Consider the following 15,738-nt stretch of genomic DNA (forward strand, 5'->3'; position numbering starts at 1 on the left):
TTGCCGGAAGTTCACCGGGCCCTCATGCGGCGCGGCTCGTCAACGGCACCGTTTCGCCCCACATAGGATGGGACTATGACATGCAATCATCCGTCAGGCCCTCATTATCCAGCCCCCCTTATCCAGCCCCCCTCCTCCAGCGACGACCGGAGTCCTTCCATGCGCCCCACCGATCCGTTCCTGAACCCGCTGACCGCGACCGACCGGCTGTTCTTCGACCGAGCCGGCGCGACGCTGGGCCGGGCGGAGGCCGAATCCATGGTCCGCCGCACGCTGGAGGGCATGGATGACGGCGAGCTGTTCCTGGAATACCGCGAAAGCGAGATGATCTCGCTGGATGACGGCGTCATCCGCTCGGCCAGCTTCGACACCTCGTCCGGCTTCGGCCTGCGGGCGATCCTGGGCGAGGAAACCGGCTTCGCCCATGCCGACGAACTCAGCGAGTCCGCGCTGAAGCGCGCGGCGGACACCGTCACCCAGGTGCGCGCCGGCCGGTCGGGCAGCATGGCGGCCGCCCCGCAGGCCACCAACCGGCGCCTGTACGGCGACGTCAATCCGCTGGGCGAGACCGATTTCGCGTCGCGCGCCGCCCTGCTTTCGGCGCTGGACGCCTATGCGCGCGGGCGCGACTCCAGGGTGGTGCAGGTCTCGGCCTCGCTGGCCGCCGAATGGCAGGCGGTGCAGATCATCCGCGCCGACGGCGCCCGCGTCGCGGATCTGCGCCCGCTGGTGCGGCTGAACGTCTCGGTGGTGGTGGAAAAGGACGGACGGCGCGAAAGCGGCGGCCACGGCATGGGCGGCCGCTATTCCTATACCCGCCTGCTGGACGAGGCCGTGTGGAAGGGCGCGGTGGACGAGGCGCTGCGCATGGCGCTGGTCAATCTGGACGCCGTCCCGGCCCCGGCGGGAGAGATGGAGGTGGTATTGGGATCGGGCTGGCCCGGCATCCTGCTGCACGAGGCCGTGGGCCACGGGCTGGAGGGGGATTTCAACCGCAAGGGCACCTCGGCCTTCGCCGGGCTGATGGGCCGGCGCGTCGCCGCCGCCGGCGTCACCGTGGTGGATGACGGCACGCTGCCCGACCGGCGCGGCAGCCTGACGGTCGACGACGAGGGCACGCCGTCGGGCCGCACGGTGATGATCGAGGACGGAATCCTGACCGGCTATATCCAGGACCGGCTGAATGCCCGGCTGATGGGCGTGCGCCCCACCGGCAACGGGCGGCGCCAATCCTATGCCCATGCGCCGATGCCGCGCATGACCAACACGATCATGCTGGGCGGCGACGCCACGACCGAGGAGATGATCCGCTCGACCCGGCGCGGGCTGTATGCGGTGAATTTCGGCGGCGGCCAGGTGGACATCACCTCGGGCAAGTTCGTCTTCGCGGCGTCCGAGGCCTATCTGATCGAGGACGGCCGCGTCACCGCTCCGGTGCGCGGCGCCACCCTGATCGGCAACGGCGCCGACGCGATGACCAAGGTCTCGATGATCGGCGGCGACATGGCGCTGGACCCCGGCATCGGCACCTGCGGCAAGAGCGGGCAGGGGGTTCCGGTCGGCGTGGGCCAGCCCACCCTGAAAATGACCGGCCTGACCGTGGGCGGCACCGGCGCCTGATCGGCGCGGGGCTTTTTGCCCCGGGTGGGCCCTGGAGTGGCGAAGGCCAAGGGGTAGGACCCCTTGGCCGGCCGCGATCACGCCCGATCCATCGCCCGGCGCATTGCGGCGATCACGGTCGGCAGCCCGTCGAAGATCGCCTGGCCGATCAGGAAATGCCCGATATTCAGTTCGACGACCTGCGGTAGCGCCGCGATGGGTCCGACATTGTCATAGGTCAGGCCGTGGCCGGCATGCACTTCCAGCCCCGCCGTCCCGGCCGCCGCCGCGCCCGCGCGCAGGCGCGCCAGTTCCGCAGCCCGGCCTTCGCCGGCATGCGCTTCGGCATAGGCGCCGGTATGCAGTTCCACCACCGCCGCGCCGATGGCGGCCGAGGCCGCGATCTGCGCCGGGTCAGGATCGATGAACATCGAGACGCGAATCCCGGCCTCGCCCAGCGCCCGCACCCGCGGCCCCAGCCATGCGACCTGCCCGGCCACGTCCAGCCCGCCCTCGGTCGTCACTTCCTCGCGCCGTTCGGGCACGATGCAGCAGGCATGGGGGCGCAGCGACAGGGCCATCGCCACCATCTCGTCGGTCGCGGCCATCTCCATGTTCAGCGGCGCCGCGATCTCGGCGCGCAGTCGGGCCAGGTCGGCATCGCGGATATGGCGCCGGTCCTCGCGCAGATGCGCGGTGATGCCGTCCGCGCCCGCCGCGACCGCCGCATGGGCGGCCGCCACCGGGTCGGGATGCGTACCGCCGCGCGCGTTCCGCACGGTGGCGACATGGTCGATATTCACGCCCAGCCGCAGCCTCCGCGCCCCGGACAAGGGTACGGAAAGAGGTGCGGAAACAGGGGATGGGGAAGCGGGATCGCCGGTCATGCGGACCTCCGGTTGCGGCTCATCTCGCCGGCCAGGCGCAGCGCGGCCAGCAGGCTGGACGGATCGGCCACCCCTTGGCCGGCAATGTCGAAGGCGGTGCCGTGGTCCGGCGAGGTCCGCACGATCGGCAGGCCCAGGGTGACGTTCACCCCGCCCGCCATGTCGATCGTCTTCAGCGGGATCAGCGCCTGGTCGTGATACATGCACAGCGCCGCGTCATAGCGCGCCCGCGCGCGGGGGATGAACATCGTATCGGGCGCCCAGGGGCCGCTGGTCGCGATCCCCGCCGCGCGCAGGGCCGCGATCGCGGGCGCGATGATCGTCGTTTCCTCGTCCCCCATCACCCCGCCCTCACCGGCATGCGGGTTCAGCCCCGCCACGGCCAGGCGCGGCGCGGCGATGCCGAAATCGCGCCGCAGCGCGGCGGCGGTGGTCAGGCCGCAGCGCACGATCTCCGCCGTGGTCAGGCCGTCCACCGCGCGGCGCAGCGCGACATGGATCGTCACCGGCACCACCCGCAATTCCGGGCAGGCCAGCATCATCACCGCCTGCCCCGGCACGCCGCAGAGTTCGGCCAGATATTCGGTATGGCCCGGATGGCGGAAACCCGCCTGCGTCAGCACCAGCTTGCTGATCGGGTTGGTGACCACGCCGCCCACCCTGCCGTCCCGCGCCAGCGCCACCGCCCGCGCGATGCTCGCGATGACGGCCGGAGCGTTGGCCGCGTCCGGTGCGCCGGGCCGCGCGGGCACGGCCAGCGGCACCGGCAGCACCGGCAGCGCGTCGGCGAAGACCGCCGCCGCCTCGGACGGATCGGCCACGACGCGGACCGGTGCATGCGCCGCCAGCAGCGCGTCGTCCCCCGCCACGACGAAGGCCGGCCCGCCGCCCGCGCGCAGCGCCCGCCAGGCGCCGGCGGTGATTTCGGGGCCGATCCCCGCCGGATCGCCCATCGTCACGGCCAGCACCGTCCGGCCGCCGCCCGCGTCGCCCGTGCCCGCCTTGTTCACGCCCGCCTCATTCATGCCCGCTTCCCCGACCGGCATGTTCAGCCCGCCCGTGCCCCGTCGCGGGCCAGCGCGTCGAGCACCCGCACCCATGAGCGGATACCGCGATGGAACGATGTCAGGTCGTATTTCTCGTTGGGCGAATGGATGCGGTCGTCGTCGCGGGCGAAGCCGATCAGCAGCGAATCCATGTCCAGCGCCTGACGCACCTCGGACACCACGGGGATCGACCCGCCGCTGCCGACGGTCACGGCCGGACGGCCCCATTCCGCGCCCAGCGCCGCCAGCGCGGCCCGCAGCCTGGGCCCGTCCGCCGGCACGACGCTGGCGCGCGACCCGCCATGCGGCGTGAACCGGACCGTGCAATCGGCCGGCAGCATCGCCCGCACATGGGCGCGGAACGCGTCGCGGATGCGCGCCGGGTCCTGGCCCGAGACCAGGCGGAACGAGATTTTGGCCGACGCCTCGGCCGGCAGCACGGTCTTGAACCCGTCCCCCGCATAGCCGCCGCTGATGCCGTTGATCTCGAAGGTCGGCCGGCACCAGGTCTGCTCGACCGCCGAATAGCCCTGCTCGCCCGCCGGCACCGACAGGCCGACCGGCCCCAGGAAACCGGCATCGGACGGCGCGATGGCGCGCCACTGCGCCCGCACGGCCTCCGGCGGGTCCTGGACCCCGTCATAGAAGCCCGGCAGCAGCACCCGCCCCGTCGCCGGGTCGCGCACCGCGCCCAGGATGCGGCACAGCACCTCCAGCGGGTTGCACGCGGCGTTGCCGTAAATGCCCGAATGCAGGTCGCGGTCGGCGCCGCGGATCACCACTTCCTCGCCCACCATGCCGCGCAGGGCGGTGGTGATCGCCGGCACGCCGCCTTCCAGCATGCCGGTGTCGCAGATCAGGGCGACGTCGGCGTGCAATTCGTCCCGATTGGCCTGCAGGAAGGGCAGCAGGTTGGCGCCGCCGCTCTCTTCCTCGCCCTCGATCACCATCGAGACGCGCAACGGCAGGGTCCCGCATTCGGCCCGCAGGGCGCGCAGGGCCTCGACGAAGGTCATCACCTGGCCCTTGTCGTCCGATGCCCCGCGCGCCACGATCCGCGCGCCCCCGCCATCGCCGTCGCGCACCAATTGCGGCTCGAACGGCGCCGAGTGCCACAAATCCAGCGGATCGACCGGCTGCACGTCGTAATGGCCGTAGAACAGCACATGCGGCCCCTCGGCCGCGCCGCGATCATGCGCCACCACCATCGGATGGCCCGGCGTTTCCCGCACCGAGGCGTCGAGCCCGATCCCGGCCAGTTCGGCGCACAGCCATTCCGCCGCGCGGCGGCAATCGCCGGCATGGGCGGGCTGGGCAGAGATGCTGGGAATGCGCAGGAAAGCGAACAGCCGCTCCAGACTGGCCTCCAGCGTGCGGTCCACCCGATCCAGCACCGGAGTCAGGTCGCGTCCGTTCGTTATCGTCATCATCCACCCATGGTCCGTCGATCGCAGGGAATGTGCGAAGACGCCGCCGGAAATGCAATCCACGCCCGGCGTCTTGCCATGGCGCCGCGCCCGCGCCGGTCAGATGAACTGGCCGCGCAGGAACCCCAGGGCGGGCAGCGGCCGCCAGGCGCGGGGCAGGTCGGCCCGGCGGATCGGCGCCACGCTGTAGCTGGGCACCGGCTGGCGGGTCTGGCGCAGCAGGTGGGCGTAGGCGCGCACCTGCTGCGCGCGCCACGCGCAATCGGCCAGGGCAGCGGGCCGGGCCGGATAGATATCGGCAATGCGCCGTGTCGGCCCGGCCGTGGCGATGACGGCCCACAACGTGTCATCCTTGCGCGCGTTGCCACGAAACGCGATGATCTCACTCAAGAGCAGACTCCGCCCGAACCGGATGACGACATCACGACGGCCGGACCGGAATCAAGGCCCTTCCCGCCGGCCGCCGGCACGATCCCGTGCGGCGGCGCCGCGCGCCTTGCCGTCCGCCCCGCCGAACTGTAGGAGGCAGAGCATGTTGCGTCTTCTCATCACCGTCCCTTTCCTGCTGGTGCTGATCATCTTCAGCGCCTGCAACCAGGACTCCGTCACGATCTGGTTCCTGGACTGGAGCTGGAAATCGTCGGTCGGCGTGCTGACATTGATCGTGGCCGCCGCCTTCTTCATCCTCGGCGCCCTGTCGGTCTGGTTCGCCGAACTGCGCCAGCGCGGGCGGGCGCGCCGCGCGGAACAGCAGGTCCGTGTGCTGGAGGACCAGGCCGCCGAACTGCGCCGCCAGCAGGCGGAAACCTATAACCCGTCCGCACAAACACCCGTTCAGGCACCCGTCCAGGCACCCGCCCATACACAGGGGGCGGCGCTGCCGCCCTATCGCGAGACCCCGCTGCCATGACTGCCCGCCGCACCAGGCTGATCGTCGCCCTGGACACCAAGGACACCGCCCAGGCGATACGCTGGCGCGACCAGACGGCCCCCAGCGCCGACGCCATCAAGCTGGGGCTGGAATTCACCTATGCGCGCGGGCTCGATGCCGTGCGGCAGGTGGCGGATGGCGGCACGCTGTTCCTGGACCTGAAGCTGCACGACATTCCCAACACGGTGGGGTCGGCCATCGGCAGCCTGGCGGCGCTGCGGCCGGCCATGCTGACGATCCACGCCCTGGGCGGCGGCGCGATGATCGCGGCCGCCCGCGCCGCGATCGACCGCGCCTTCCCGGCCGGGGCACGGCCGCTGCTGCTGGCGGTGACGGTGCTGACCAGCATGGACCAGGATGCGCTGCACGGCATCGGCATTCCCGACGATCCCTGCGCCGAGGTGCTGCGCCTGGGCGCGCTGGCGACGGCGGCGGGGGCCGACGGGCTGGTGTGCTCGCCGCTGGAAATCGCCCCGATCCGCGACAGGCTGGGTGCCGCGCCGGTGCTGGTGGTGCCCGGCATCCGGCCGGCCGGCGCCGCCTCGGGCGACCAGAAACGGATCATGACCCCGGCCGAGGCCAGCCGCGCCGGCGCCGACTGGATCGTCGTCGGCCGGCCGATCACCCAGGCCGCCGACCCCGCCGCCGCCGCCGCCGCCGTGGCGGCGGAACTGGTGGGCTGACCGCGCCATGCCCCCCACCATCGGCGTCAAGATCTGCGGCCTGACCGAGCCGGCGGGGCTGGACGCCGCGATCGCCCATGGCGCCGATTGGGTCGGGTTCGTGTTCTTTCCCCGCTCGCCGCGCCATGTAACGCCCGCGCAGGCCGCCGGCCTGATCGCCCGTGTGCCCACCGGCGGGCCGCGGCGGATCGGCCTGTTCGTCGCCCCGACCGACGCGGCGATCGAAGCCGTGCTGGACGCGGCCACGCTGGACGGGCTGCAGATCTATGCCGGCGACGAGCGGGCCATGGCGATCCGCCTGCGTTTCGGCCTGCCGGTCTGGCAGGCGCGCGGCGTGGCCGCCGCCGCCGACCTGCCGGCCGCCAGCCGGATGGACGGGCTGGTCATCGAATCCCGCCCGCCCGCCGGCGCCGACCGGCCGGGCGGCAACGGACAGGCCATCGACTGGACGATCACCCGGGGGTGGAGCGCCCCGGTCCCCTGGATCCTGGCCGGCGGGCTGACGCCCGACAACGTGGCCGAGGCGGTGGCACGCAGCGCGGCGTCCGCCGTCGACGTGTCATCCGGCGTCGAAAGCGCCCCGGGCCGCAAGGACCCGGATCTGATCGCGCGCTTTATCCGCACCGCCCGCCAGACTGCTGCGCAATCGCCGGCGGCGTCCCCTTACCAGCCCGGATAATAGGCGTAGGGATACGCCGGGTACGCGTAGGCTGGATAGGCGGGATAGGCCGGATAAACCGGGTAGGCACGGTACGCCGGATAGGCATAGGCCGGATAGCGGTAGCCATAGCCGTAGGAATACGGCGCCGCGATCGCCGCGCCGGCCAGCAGGCCGACCCCGAAGCCGCCCCAGCCCCAACCGGGGCGCCAGCCGCCGCGATAGCCCCAGCCACCGCGATAGCCGCCGCCATGCCAGCCCCAGCCGCCGCCGTGCCAGCCGCCGTGGCCACCCCACGCCATAGCCGCGGTCGAGGACGCCATGCCCGCCACGCCCAGCGACATCGCCAGCAGAAAAGCCACCTTGCGCATCGGAGCGCCCCTTTCAGCAAGAATCCGGTCACCTTGATACGGCAGGATATAGCACCGCGATCCCGGCCTTTTTATGGCGGCGCCATGCGCGGCACGCGGGCCGGCCGCCCGATCCCCTTTATCGGCCTCTCTACCGCCCCCTACCGGCCGCCGCCCTGGCGCTCGCGCACCCGCGCGCCCAGGGCGGCCAGCGCGTCCTTCAGCGGGCCGTCCGGCATGTCGGGAATCGCCACGGGCGGAGGCGGGGCACGGCGCGTCGGGCGGGGCGGCGGGGCGGCCTGGGCCACCATATCCTGCACCAGCTTCAGCGACCGCACCGCCTCGCGCCCGCAGGCGCGGTTGATCCGTGCGATCAATTGCGGCGCCAGGTGCTGCAGTTCCATCGCGATCGGCCCGGCGCAGCCCAGGGTCAGCACCCCGGCGGACAGCCGGCGCGGCACGGTGCCCCGCGCCAGATCGGGCCCGACGATGTCCGCCCAGTCGGCCATGATCTGCGCCGAAGCCGGTGATTGCCGGCGAAAGGCCGGGCGCGTGACGGCGGGCATCAGCGCGCCCAGGCTGCGCATCGCCAGCGCGCGCGGCGCCTGGGGAGGCGGGGCGGCCGCGCGGGTGCGCTTGCCGTCGGTACGATCCTTCGTCATAAGCGACCCGTGCCTCCTTCCTCTGCCGACCTGCTGCGCTGGTACGACCGCCACCGGCGCATTCTGCCCTGGCGGGCGGCCCCCGGCCGCACCGCCGATCCTTATCATGTCTGGCTCAGCGAAATCATGCTGCAACAGACGACGGTCGCCGCGGTCATTCCCTATTACCACCGTTTCCTGGACCTGTTTCCCACCATCGGCGACCTGGCCCGCGCCGAGACCGATCGCGTCATGGCGGCCTGGGCGGGGCTGGGCTATTACGCGCGGGCGCGCAACCTGCATGCCTGCGCCCGGGTCGTGGCCGCGGCCGGCGGTTTCCCGGCCACGCTCGACGGGCTGCTGGCCCTGCCGGGGGTCGGCGCCTATACCGCCGCCGCGATCGGGGCGATCGCCTTCGGCCTGCCGGTGGTGCCCGTCGACGGCAATGTCGAGCGCGTCACCGCCCGCCTGTTCGCGCTGACCGACCCGCTGCCCGCCGCGCGCCGCACCCTGGCCCGCCACGCCGCGACCCTGAACGATTCGCAGCCGGCCCGGGCGCGGCCGTCGGATTTCGCGCAGGCGCTGTTCGACCTGGGGGCGGGGATCTGCACCCCGCGCAATCCCGCCTGCGCCCTGTGCCCCTGGCAGGGCGAATGCGCGGGGCTGCGCCAGGGCATCGCCGCGGCCCTGCCGGCCAAGGCCCCCCGCGCCGCCCGGCCGGTACGCCATGGCGCGCATTTCCGCGCGACCGACGCCGCCGGGCAGATCCTGCTGCGCCGCCGGCCGGCATCGGGGCTGCTGGGCGGCATGCTGGAACTGCCCGGCACCGAGTGGCGCGCGGAACCCTGGGCGGAATCCGAGGCACTGGCCCATGCCCCGCTGCCCGGCCCATGGCGACAGGCCGGACGGGTCACGCACGTCTTCACCCATTTCACCCTGCATGTGGACGTGTATGCGGCGCGGATCGGGCGCTTTCCCAACAGCGCCGCCCAGGCCGGCGGCCTGGTCTTCGCCGCCCGGGATCTCGACGGGCTGGCCCTGCCGTCGCTGATGCGCAAATGCCTGGCCGCGACCCCGCCGGACCGGCCGACCGGCGTGCCCTGACGATCCGGGCCCCGCGACCGGTGCCCGGGTTTGGTACCCGGGTTTGGTACCCGAGTCGGGAGGTTATTTTTTCGTTGACGGACGCCGAACCGGCGCTGTTGACTGAACGACGCGGGCGGATGACCGATTTGGGCATAAAACCGCCGCTGACACCGCCGCAGGCTTGGCCAAGCCCCGGAACACCGCCATGTTTCATGGCGTGCCCGGCTTGTCGACGGGGTATGGAGAGCATGATGGCCGTGATCGCCGCCTTTCTGTCGTCGCCCCTGCCGCTGGCCTGCATGACCGCGCTGGCGGGCTGTGCCGCGCTTTACGCATGCCGCGCCCCCGCGCCGCGCGCGATCCCCGTCCGCGCAACCCCCATTCGCGCAACCCGGGGCCGCGTGCGCCGCCACCGCTGACCGGCCGACCGCCGGCCCCGTCCCGCCACGCGCCGCCCGTGCGCGCGGGCTTTGCCAGGATCCGCCCGATCCTGTAGCACGGTCACATCATGAGATTTCTGACCGTCCGCGCGACCGAGCCGACCGCCCCTTCGGGCGTCGGCATCCTGCTGACCAACCTGGGAACGCCCGAGGGTACCGGCTACGGGGCCGTCAGGCGCTATCTGTCCGAGTTCCTCTCCGACCGCCGGATCATCGAGGCTAGTCCCGCGCTTTGGCAGCCGATCCTGCAAGGGCCGGTCCTGGCGCTGCGTCCCCGGCGGAGTGGGAGCGCCTACCGGCGGATCTGGCATGCGGACGGCGACGAAAGCCCGCTGCGCACCCATACCCGCGCCCAGGCCCGGGCCCTGGCCGCGCGCTTCGCCCCCGACGGGGTCGCGGTGGAATGGGGCATGCGCTACGGCACGCCCTCGGTCGCGACGGCGATCGCGGCGCTGCTGCGCCGCGGCTGCACGCGGATCCTGCATTTTCCGCTTTATCCGCAATACAGCGCCACGACGACCGCGACCGCCAACGACCAGGCGTTCCGCGCGCTGATGCGCCTGCGCAACCAGCCGGCGATCCGCACCGTGCCGTCCTTCCCCGACCATCCGCTCTATATCGACGCGCTGGCCGGCTCGGTGCGCGCCCGGCTGGCGGCGCTGCCCTTCGCGCCGCAGCGGATCGTCGCCTCCTTCCACGGCCTGCCGCGCGATTACGTGCAGCGCGGCGATTCCTACGCCGAGGAATGCACGCGCACCCTCGCCGCGCTGCGCCGCGCGCTGGACCTGCCCGAGGAGATGATGCCGCTGACCTATCAGTCGCGCTTCGGCCCCGCGCGCTGGCTGGAACCCTATACCGCGCCGCTGGTCACCGCCATGCCGGCGCAGGGCATTACCCGCGTCGCCGTCATCATGCCGGGCTTCCTGGCAGATTGCATCGAAACGCTCGACGAGATCGGCCACGAACTGCGCGACGCGTTCGCCGCCGCCGGCGGGACGGATTTCGCCCTTATCCCCTGCCTGAACGCCACCGATCCGGCGATCGACCTGCTGGAGACGCTGGCCAGGCAGGAACTGTTCGGCTGGCTGGGATGATTTTCCCCGATAATCCGTTTTCGTAAGGCGGGTTTCGGGGTTCGAAAAAACGGCGCGCCGGACCTTCGCCCGGCGCGCCGCCCCATCATGCGTTCCCCGTCATTCGTCCCTCGGTGGCCCTGCTCAGTGGCCGGAAGGCCCGGCCGGCGGTCCCGGCGGATGCTCGGCGTCCCACAGGGTCGCCTTCTGCTCGTCGGTCTTGCGCGCGCGATAGCGTTCCAGTGCGCTGAGATTCGGATCGACCGGGTGCTCTTTGTCGTAGAGCGCCGCCTTTTCCCGGACCGTCTTGCGGTATTCATGGCGTTTATACATGCCCGCCGCGCATCCGCCCATGGCACCCACCACCCCGTGATGGACCAGGTGGCCGCCGACCGCGCCGGCCGCGCCGTATTTCAGGCAACCGCCGGGCTCCGCCCGCGCCCCGCTCGCCAGGCCCGCCGTCATCAGGGCGGCTGCCGCCAGCAGCGGCAGGCCGCGCATTCCGTTCGTCAGCATATGTTTCGTCCATTTGCAAAAAAACACGGGCGGCCGGGGCGGATGGCCCCGCCCCGGCCGCCGTACCCCATCATGCAGCGGACTATGTCAACGCTATGACGTCATGGCCGGTCGCAGCTTTCGGTCAGCCGGTTGAACACCAGCCCGTGACTGCACTGCACGACCGGCGACTGCATCGGCGGGGCCGTTTCCGGCGCGGCACCGTAAGGCTGGGCCGGATAGGATTGCGGCGTATAGGACTGGCTCGGATAGGCCGGCGCCGGATACGCATAGCCCGCCGGCGGCCCATAGGCGGCGGCTGGCGGCGGATAATCGTAATAATCATAATACCCGCCATAGGCCGCTGTACCGGCGGCGACGCCCAGAGCGGCGCCGAACGCCAGCGGCCAACCCCATCCCCAGCCCCAGCCGGGATATCCCCACCCCCCGCCGCCCCAGTACGGGTGATAGCCCCAGCCGCCCCGCCAGCCGTAACCACCATGCCAGCCATAACCGCCATAGCCGCCATGCCAGCCATAGCCGCCGCCGTGCCAGCCGCCGTGCCAGCCGCCGCCCCAGCCCCCGTGATAGCCGCCATGGAAGCCGCCGCCGCCGCCATGAAAACCGCCATGCTGCGCCATGGCCGCGCCCGGCGCCGCGACGCCCCCCAGCATCGACCCGCCCAGCATCATCGCCATACCCGCCGTCAAAAATCGCCGCATGACCCAACCCTCCACTGCACCGGAATATAAGCATCCGCCGCAGGAGGTTTGAGGCCACCGGCGTATCGATGTGTAACGACCCGAACCACGCGGCACGGGCGGGATGACGCTCTTTCAACCGGTCCGCGGGTTTATGGCCGGCGACCGATATTGTCGGCCATCACAGAATTGCGAAGTTCGTGTCAGGAAACCGAACAGTAACCATTCCTATTCGACTTCCCTTCATCCGGACATGGCAGATAAACCGTCATGTCCCGCCACGTGCTCTGTGCCTCCATGACTCCGATTTCTGCGCAAACAGTCTCACGTCATCGTTTTCCGCGCTCCGGTCCGCGCCGATTGACACCCAGATCGGCATCGTGCTGCAAATTTATACTTCCGGAACGGTGACGGGAGGCATCATGAACGACACGGTTCCGCGTCGGGCGGACAAGGCGGCGCACGGCAAATGGCGGATGCCGTTCAAAGGCCGGTCCCTGTTCGAAATCGGCAAGGATCTGCGCCCCCGCATCGACCGGGTGATCATGCGCGGCTCGCTGCTGCCGGACCGGGCGATTTTGGACACGGCCTGGATGCCGTGGATCGCGATGCTGGAGCGCAACTGGGAACAGATCCGTGACGAAGCCGTGCGGCTCCGCACCCGGGACATCCCCGCCTTGGGCGACCTTTCGCCAGACCACGGCCGTATCGCCGCGGATCGTCGCTGGAAATCCTTCTTCCTCGCCGGATACGGCTATCGGCGCGTCGAAAACTGCGCCCGGGCGCCCGTCACGGCGGCGCTGATCGCCCGGATTCCGGGGCTGGTCACCGCGGTCTTCTCGGTGCTGGAGGCGGGCGGGCGCATCCCCCGGCATTACGGCATGACCAAGGGCATGCTGACCTACCACCTGGCCCTGCGGGTGCCGCGGCAGCGCGCGCAATGCCGGATCCAGATCGAAGGCGCCGACGCCCTGCACACGATCTGCTGGGCGGACGGCCGTTCGCTGCTGTTCGACGATACCTACAACCATCAGGTCTGGAACGACACGGACGAGGACCGCTACATCCTGCTGCTGCAGGTCCGGCGCCCCTGCCGCGGCGTCGCCAGGCTGCTGCTGGGCGTCTTCCTGTTCGGCGTGAAGCATTCGCGCTTCGTTCAGGATATCAAGCGCAGGCTGGACGCGCTGGGCGCCGAGCCGGCGCTCCGACCCGCCCGCTGAATCCCGCCCCCCGCCCGCATTTCATTTCGAAGCCGTAGAAATTCTGCAACGGGAACGTTAGACAGGGAGCGCACCATCGTGCCCCTCCTTCAACGGCCTGTTGGACGATCATGACGATTCCGCGCTTCCGTAAATCGCTGCTCCTCGCATTCGGCATGACGCTTCTGGCCGCGCTGCCGCTCTGTCCGGCGCAATCCCGCGCGGCCGAGACGCAGGCCATGCTGCTGGTCCGCAATGCCTATGTCTTCTCGATGGCGGACGGCCAGAAGACGCCGTTCATCGGCTATATGGCGGTCGGTGCGGACGGGCGCATCCGCGCGGTGGGGCAGGGCGAGCCGCCGCGCGACCTGCGGGCCGCAACCAGCATCGACGCGCACGGCCACTGGATCATGCCGGGTTTCATCTCCGCGCACAGCCATCTCTGGCAGGCCGCCTATCGCGGCCTGGCGCAGGACAAGACGCTGCCGGGATGGATCGACGCGCTGTACGCCCAACAGGCCGCGCACGCCACGCCCGAGGATTTCTACTGGTTCACGCTGGACGGCGCGCTGGACCATCTGCGGCACGGCATTACCGGGGCCTATAATTTCAATTACGGGGACGCGCTGCCCAATCCGCCGGAACGCGACAATGTCAATCATCAGGAATTCCGCGCCGAGATGGCCTCGGGCATCCGTTTCGTGCACGGTGTCCAGGCCATTGCCGGCGGCCGGGACCACACGCTGGACGGCGCGCGCCGCCACCTGAAGCAGTTCCTGGCATGGAGCGCGGCGCAGCCGCATGGCGGCCGGCTGCTGTCGGTCATGCTGAACGGCACCGTGGCGTTCGAGGCCAATCCCGCCGACGCGCTGGCCGAGGCCCGGCTGGAAGGCACCCTGATGCACGAATTCGGCGTGGCCAACCAGACCCATTACCTGGAGCCCCCGGACAGCATCCAGTCCGAACAGGCGGTCTTCCCCGATTTCGCGCGGACCGGCATGATGGGCAAGACCCTGATCTTCGGCCATTTCATCCATACCACGCCCGACATCGTCGCCCAGGCCGCCCGCGCGGGCGCCGCCATGTCGTGGAATCCGCTGTCGAACGGCCGCCTGGCCTCGGGGGTCGCGGACATCCCCGCCTATCTCAAGGCCGGCATCCGCGTCGGCATGGGCGTGGACGGCGAGGCCAGCGCCGACGTCGCCGATCCGTTCGAGAACATGCGCACCGGCCTCTACGCCGTCCGCGACAAATATCAGAACGCCGCGATCATGGGCCCGTACGACGTCCTGCGGCTGCATACCGTGGGCAGCGCCGACGTGCTGAACGCGTCGGACCGGGTGGGAAGCCTGGAGCCCGGGAAATTCGCCGATTTCCTGATGATCGACCCGTCGCACCTGGCCCATGTCTTCGACCCCTACGCCACGCTGGTCTTCGCCGCATCGCAGCAGGATCTGGAACAGGTCTATGTCGGCGGCCGGCTGAAGGTCGATCACGGCCGCATCCTGCATCAGGACATGGCGGCGGTCGAAGCCCAGGCCGACCGCCGGGTCGCCGCATCCCAGGCCGGTGCGCCACGCTGACGCGCCCGCGCCGGCGATACAGTGCCGACCCGTCATGGCGGGAGCAGAATATTGCAAGAAAGCCAATAACTCCGCCCGGCGCAGGGTTTTCCTGCTTTCGAGGCTATGGCTAACTTCGTGATTATAGCCAAGAACACGAACGGGACGACATCCTGTGACCTATAAGATTCATAACGGCAAGGATGTCATCGGACTGATGCCCGAGGATTTCGTGGCAGGATTAGGTACCAGAATCCGGGTTATCAAGTTTCCAGACGGTATCCCCGGACCCGAAGGCTACGGCTTTCTGCATGTCCAGGGATACGATTCACGGATTAAGCAAGTTCAGGGACTCGGATATCCGAGTATCGTGGCATATGTCGCGGATGTCTGTTCGGGCTTCTCTGTGATTCGAAAGAACGAAAAGCAGCAAAAACCCGCCAATGGCCCACGCTTCCTGCTCGGCAAGCAATCACCGGGATACGAGCACATCGTCGTAGTGGAGCTAAAAGCGGATTGCTGGGAGGTGGTGACCGCTATCCCCGGTCGCCGCCGCCGGGAAGCCGAGATATGGAAGCGGGAAGATGCCGGCGGGAGCGAACCCGCGCCAGAGAAGCCCGAAAAACTTCCCCGATTTTCAACCCTGTCTCTCCCCCTAAAGGGTCCCGGTCAACAAGGGTCTTAACGCCAATTCGGCATCTTCTCGCCTGCGACTATATGCGCTGCATAGCTGCAAAATCAAGGGCGCAAACGCGGGAAGACAGAACGCCCCGGACCATGCAATGGCTATAGTTGCAAACCGACTGCGCCCCTGCTTTTTCCGGGGAAATCCAATCCACTGACAACGCAGGGTTTGAACACAAGGTCTTTTAGCGGCTGGTCGGAGTGAGAGGATTCGAACCTCCGGCCCCTGCGTCCCGAACACAGTGCTCTACCAGGCTGAGCTACACTCCGAACTTG

The 15,738-nt window shown here is 70.1% G+C and carries 18 protein-coding genes and 1 tRNA gene; 10 read left to right on the plus strand and 9 right to left on the minus strand.

The annotated features are described in order from the left end of the window. Positions 1-159 precede the first annotated feature (159 nt). Complete coding sequence (tldD, locus tag QN315_RS10535; protein ID WP_323989227.1) at positions 160-1,620, plus strand: metalloprotease TldD; 1,461 nt, start codon at positions 160-162, stop codon at positions 1,618-1,620. A gap of 77 nt (positions 1,621-1,697) precedes the next feature. On the opposite strand, the gene QN315_RS10540 is transcribed toward tldD, so the two are convergent. From QN315_RS10540 to QN315_RS10555, 4 genes are all read right to left on the minus strand, one after another. After that, entirely contained in the window at positions 1,698-2,486 is a 789-nt protein-coding gene (locus QN315_RS10540) for a pyridoxine 5'-phosphate synthase (protein WP_323989228.1), read from the minus strand. Beyond that, positions 2,483-3,511: a 4-hydroxythreonine-4-phosphate dehydrogenase PdxA gene (pdxA, locus tag QN315_RS10545; RefSeq protein WP_323989229.1), complete on the minus strand. Its 1,029-nt coding sequence runs from the start codon at positions 3,509-3,511 to the stop codon at positions 2,483-2,485. The genes QN315_RS10540 and pdxA overlap by 4 nt, the downstream gene beginning before the upstream one ends. Positions 3,512-3,534: 23 nt before the next feature. Next, the gene (locus tag QN315_RS10550) at positions 3,535-4,959 is read right to left on the minus strand and encodes a dipeptidase (RefSeq protein ID WP_323993393.1); all 1,425 of its coding nucleotides are present in this window, start codon (positions 4,957-4,959) and stop codon (positions 3,535-3,537) included. A gap of 99 nt (positions 4,960-5,058) precedes the next feature. Further along, entirely contained in the window at positions 5,059-5,349 is a 291-nt protein-coding gene (locus QN315_RS10555) for a hypothetical protein (RefSeq protein WP_323989230.1), read from the minus strand. Positions 5,350-5,491: 142 nt separating this feature from the next. Here QN315_RS10555 and QN315_RS10560 point away from each other — a divergent pair, with 142 nt between their 5' ends. The 3 genes from QN315_RS10560 to QN315_RS10570 are packed head-to-tail and all read left to right on the plus strand — an operon-like array spanning position 5,492 to position 7,252. Further along, complete coding sequence (locus QN315_RS10560) at positions 5,492-5,869, plus strand: LapA family protein (RefSeq protein ID WP_323989231.1); 378 nt, start codon at positions 5,492-5,494, stop codon at positions 5,867-5,869. Beyond that, on the plus strand, positions 5,866-6,573 hold the full coding sequence (gene pyrF / locus QN315_RS10565) for an orotidine-5'-phosphate decarboxylase (protein WP_323989232.1): 708 nt from the start codon (positions 5,866-5,868) through the stop codon (positions 6,571-6,573). The genes QN315_RS10560 and pyrF overlap by 4 nt, the downstream gene beginning before the upstream one ends. Before the next feature lie 7 nt (positions 6,574-6,580). Next, positions 6,581-7,252 carry a phosphoribosylanthranilate isomerase gene (locus QN315_RS10570; protein WP_323989233.1) on the plus strand — a complete coding sequence of 224 codons (672 nt, stop codon included), beginning with the start codon at positions 6,581-6,583 and terminating at the stop codon, positions 7,250-7,252. On the opposite strand, the gene QN315_RS10575 is transcribed toward QN315_RS10570, so the two are convergent. Further along, positions 7,237-7,602, minus strand: a complete 366-nt coding sequence (locus QN315_RS10575; RefSeq protein ID WP_323989235.1) for a hypothetical protein — start codon at positions 7,600-7,602, stop codon at positions 7,237-7,239. The two genes, QN315_RS10570 and QN315_RS10575, sit on opposite strands and share 16 nt — an antisense overlap. Before the next feature lie 140 nt (positions 7,603-7,742). Further along, a complete protein-coding gene (locus QN315_RS10580; protein WP_408904507.1) occupies positions 7,743-8,243 on the minus strand; it encodes a DciA family protein in 501 nt (166 codons plus the stop codon). Between the two features lie 9 nt (positions 8,244-8,252). Between QN315_RS10580 and QN315_RS10585 the strand changes: the two genes are divergently transcribed. The 3 genes from QN315_RS10585 (at position 8,253) to hemH (ending at position 10,842) form a co-directional block, all read left to right on the plus strand. Continuing rightward, on the plus strand, positions 8,253-9,326 hold the full coding sequence (locus QN315_RS10585) for an A/G-specific adenine glycosylase (RefSeq protein ID WP_323989236.1): 1,074 nt from the start codon (positions 8,253-8,255) through the stop codon (positions 9,324-9,326). Between the two features lie 230 nt (positions 9,327-9,556). Then, the gene (locus QN315_RS10590; protein WP_323989237.1) at positions 9,557-9,727 is read left to right on the plus strand and encodes a hypothetical protein; all 171 of its coding nucleotides are present in this window, start codon (positions 9,557-9,559) and stop codon (positions 9,725-9,727) included. An 89-nt stretch (positions 9,728-9,816) separates the two neighbouring features. After that, positions 9,817-10,842, plus strand: coding sequence for a ferrochelatase (hemH, locus tag QN315_RS10595; RefSeq protein ID WP_323989238.1), 1,026 nt, complete (start codon positions 9,817-9,819; stop codon positions 10,840-10,842). Positions 10,843-10,965: 123 nt separating this feature from the next. Here the strand turns inward: hemH and QN315_RS10600 are convergent, their stop codons facing one another. Together QN315_RS10600 and QN315_RS10605 are read right to left on the minus strand one after the other, a co-directional pair. Then, on the minus strand, positions 10,966-11,337 hold the full coding sequence (locus QN315_RS10600) for a hypothetical protein (RefSeq protein WP_246285575.1): 372 nt from the start codon (positions 11,335-11,337) through the stop codon (positions 10,966-10,968). A 101-nt stretch (positions 11,338-11,438) separates the two neighbouring features. Next, on the minus strand, positions 11,439-12,038 hold the full coding sequence (locus QN315_RS10605; protein ID WP_323989239.1) for a hypothetical protein: 600 nt from the start codon (positions 12,036-12,038) through the stop codon (positions 11,439-11,441). A 401-nt stretch (positions 12,039-12,439) separates the two neighbouring features. Between QN315_RS10605 and QN315_RS10610 the strand changes: the two genes are divergently transcribed. The 3 genes from QN315_RS10610 to QN315_RS10620 all read left to right on the plus strand — a co-directional run bounded on the left by QN315_RS10610 (position 12,440) and on the right by QN315_RS10620 (position 15,463). Further along, complete coding sequence (locus tag QN315_RS10610) at positions 12,440-13,237, plus strand: aspartyl/asparaginyl beta-hydroxylase domain-containing protein (protein ID WP_408904508.1); 798 nt, start codon at positions 12,440-12,442, stop codon at positions 13,235-13,237. Positions 13,238-13,347: 110 nt separating this feature from the next. Next, entirely contained in the window at positions 13,348-14,799 is a 1,452-nt protein-coding gene (locus QN315_RS10615) for an amidohydrolase family protein (protein WP_323989240.1), read from the plus strand. 154 nt (positions 14,800-14,953) lie between these two features. Next, a complete protein-coding gene (locus QN315_RS10620; RefSeq protein WP_323989241.1) occupies positions 14,954-15,463 on the plus strand; it encodes a hypothetical protein in 510 nt (169 codons plus the stop codon). 192 nt (positions 15,464-15,655) lie between these two features. Here QN315_RS10620 and QN315_RS10625 read toward each other — a convergent pair. Next, positions 15,656-15,732, minus strand: a tRNA-Pro gene (locus tag QN315_RS10625). Positions 15,733-15,738 lie beyond the last annotated feature (6 nt).

The organism is Nguyenibacter sp. L1 (genome assembly GCF_035199985.1).
In the GTDB taxonomy this organism is placed as follows: Bacteria; Pseudomonadota; Alphaproteobacteria; order Acetobacterales; family Acetobacteraceae; genus Gluconacetobacter; species Gluconacetobacter vanlangensis.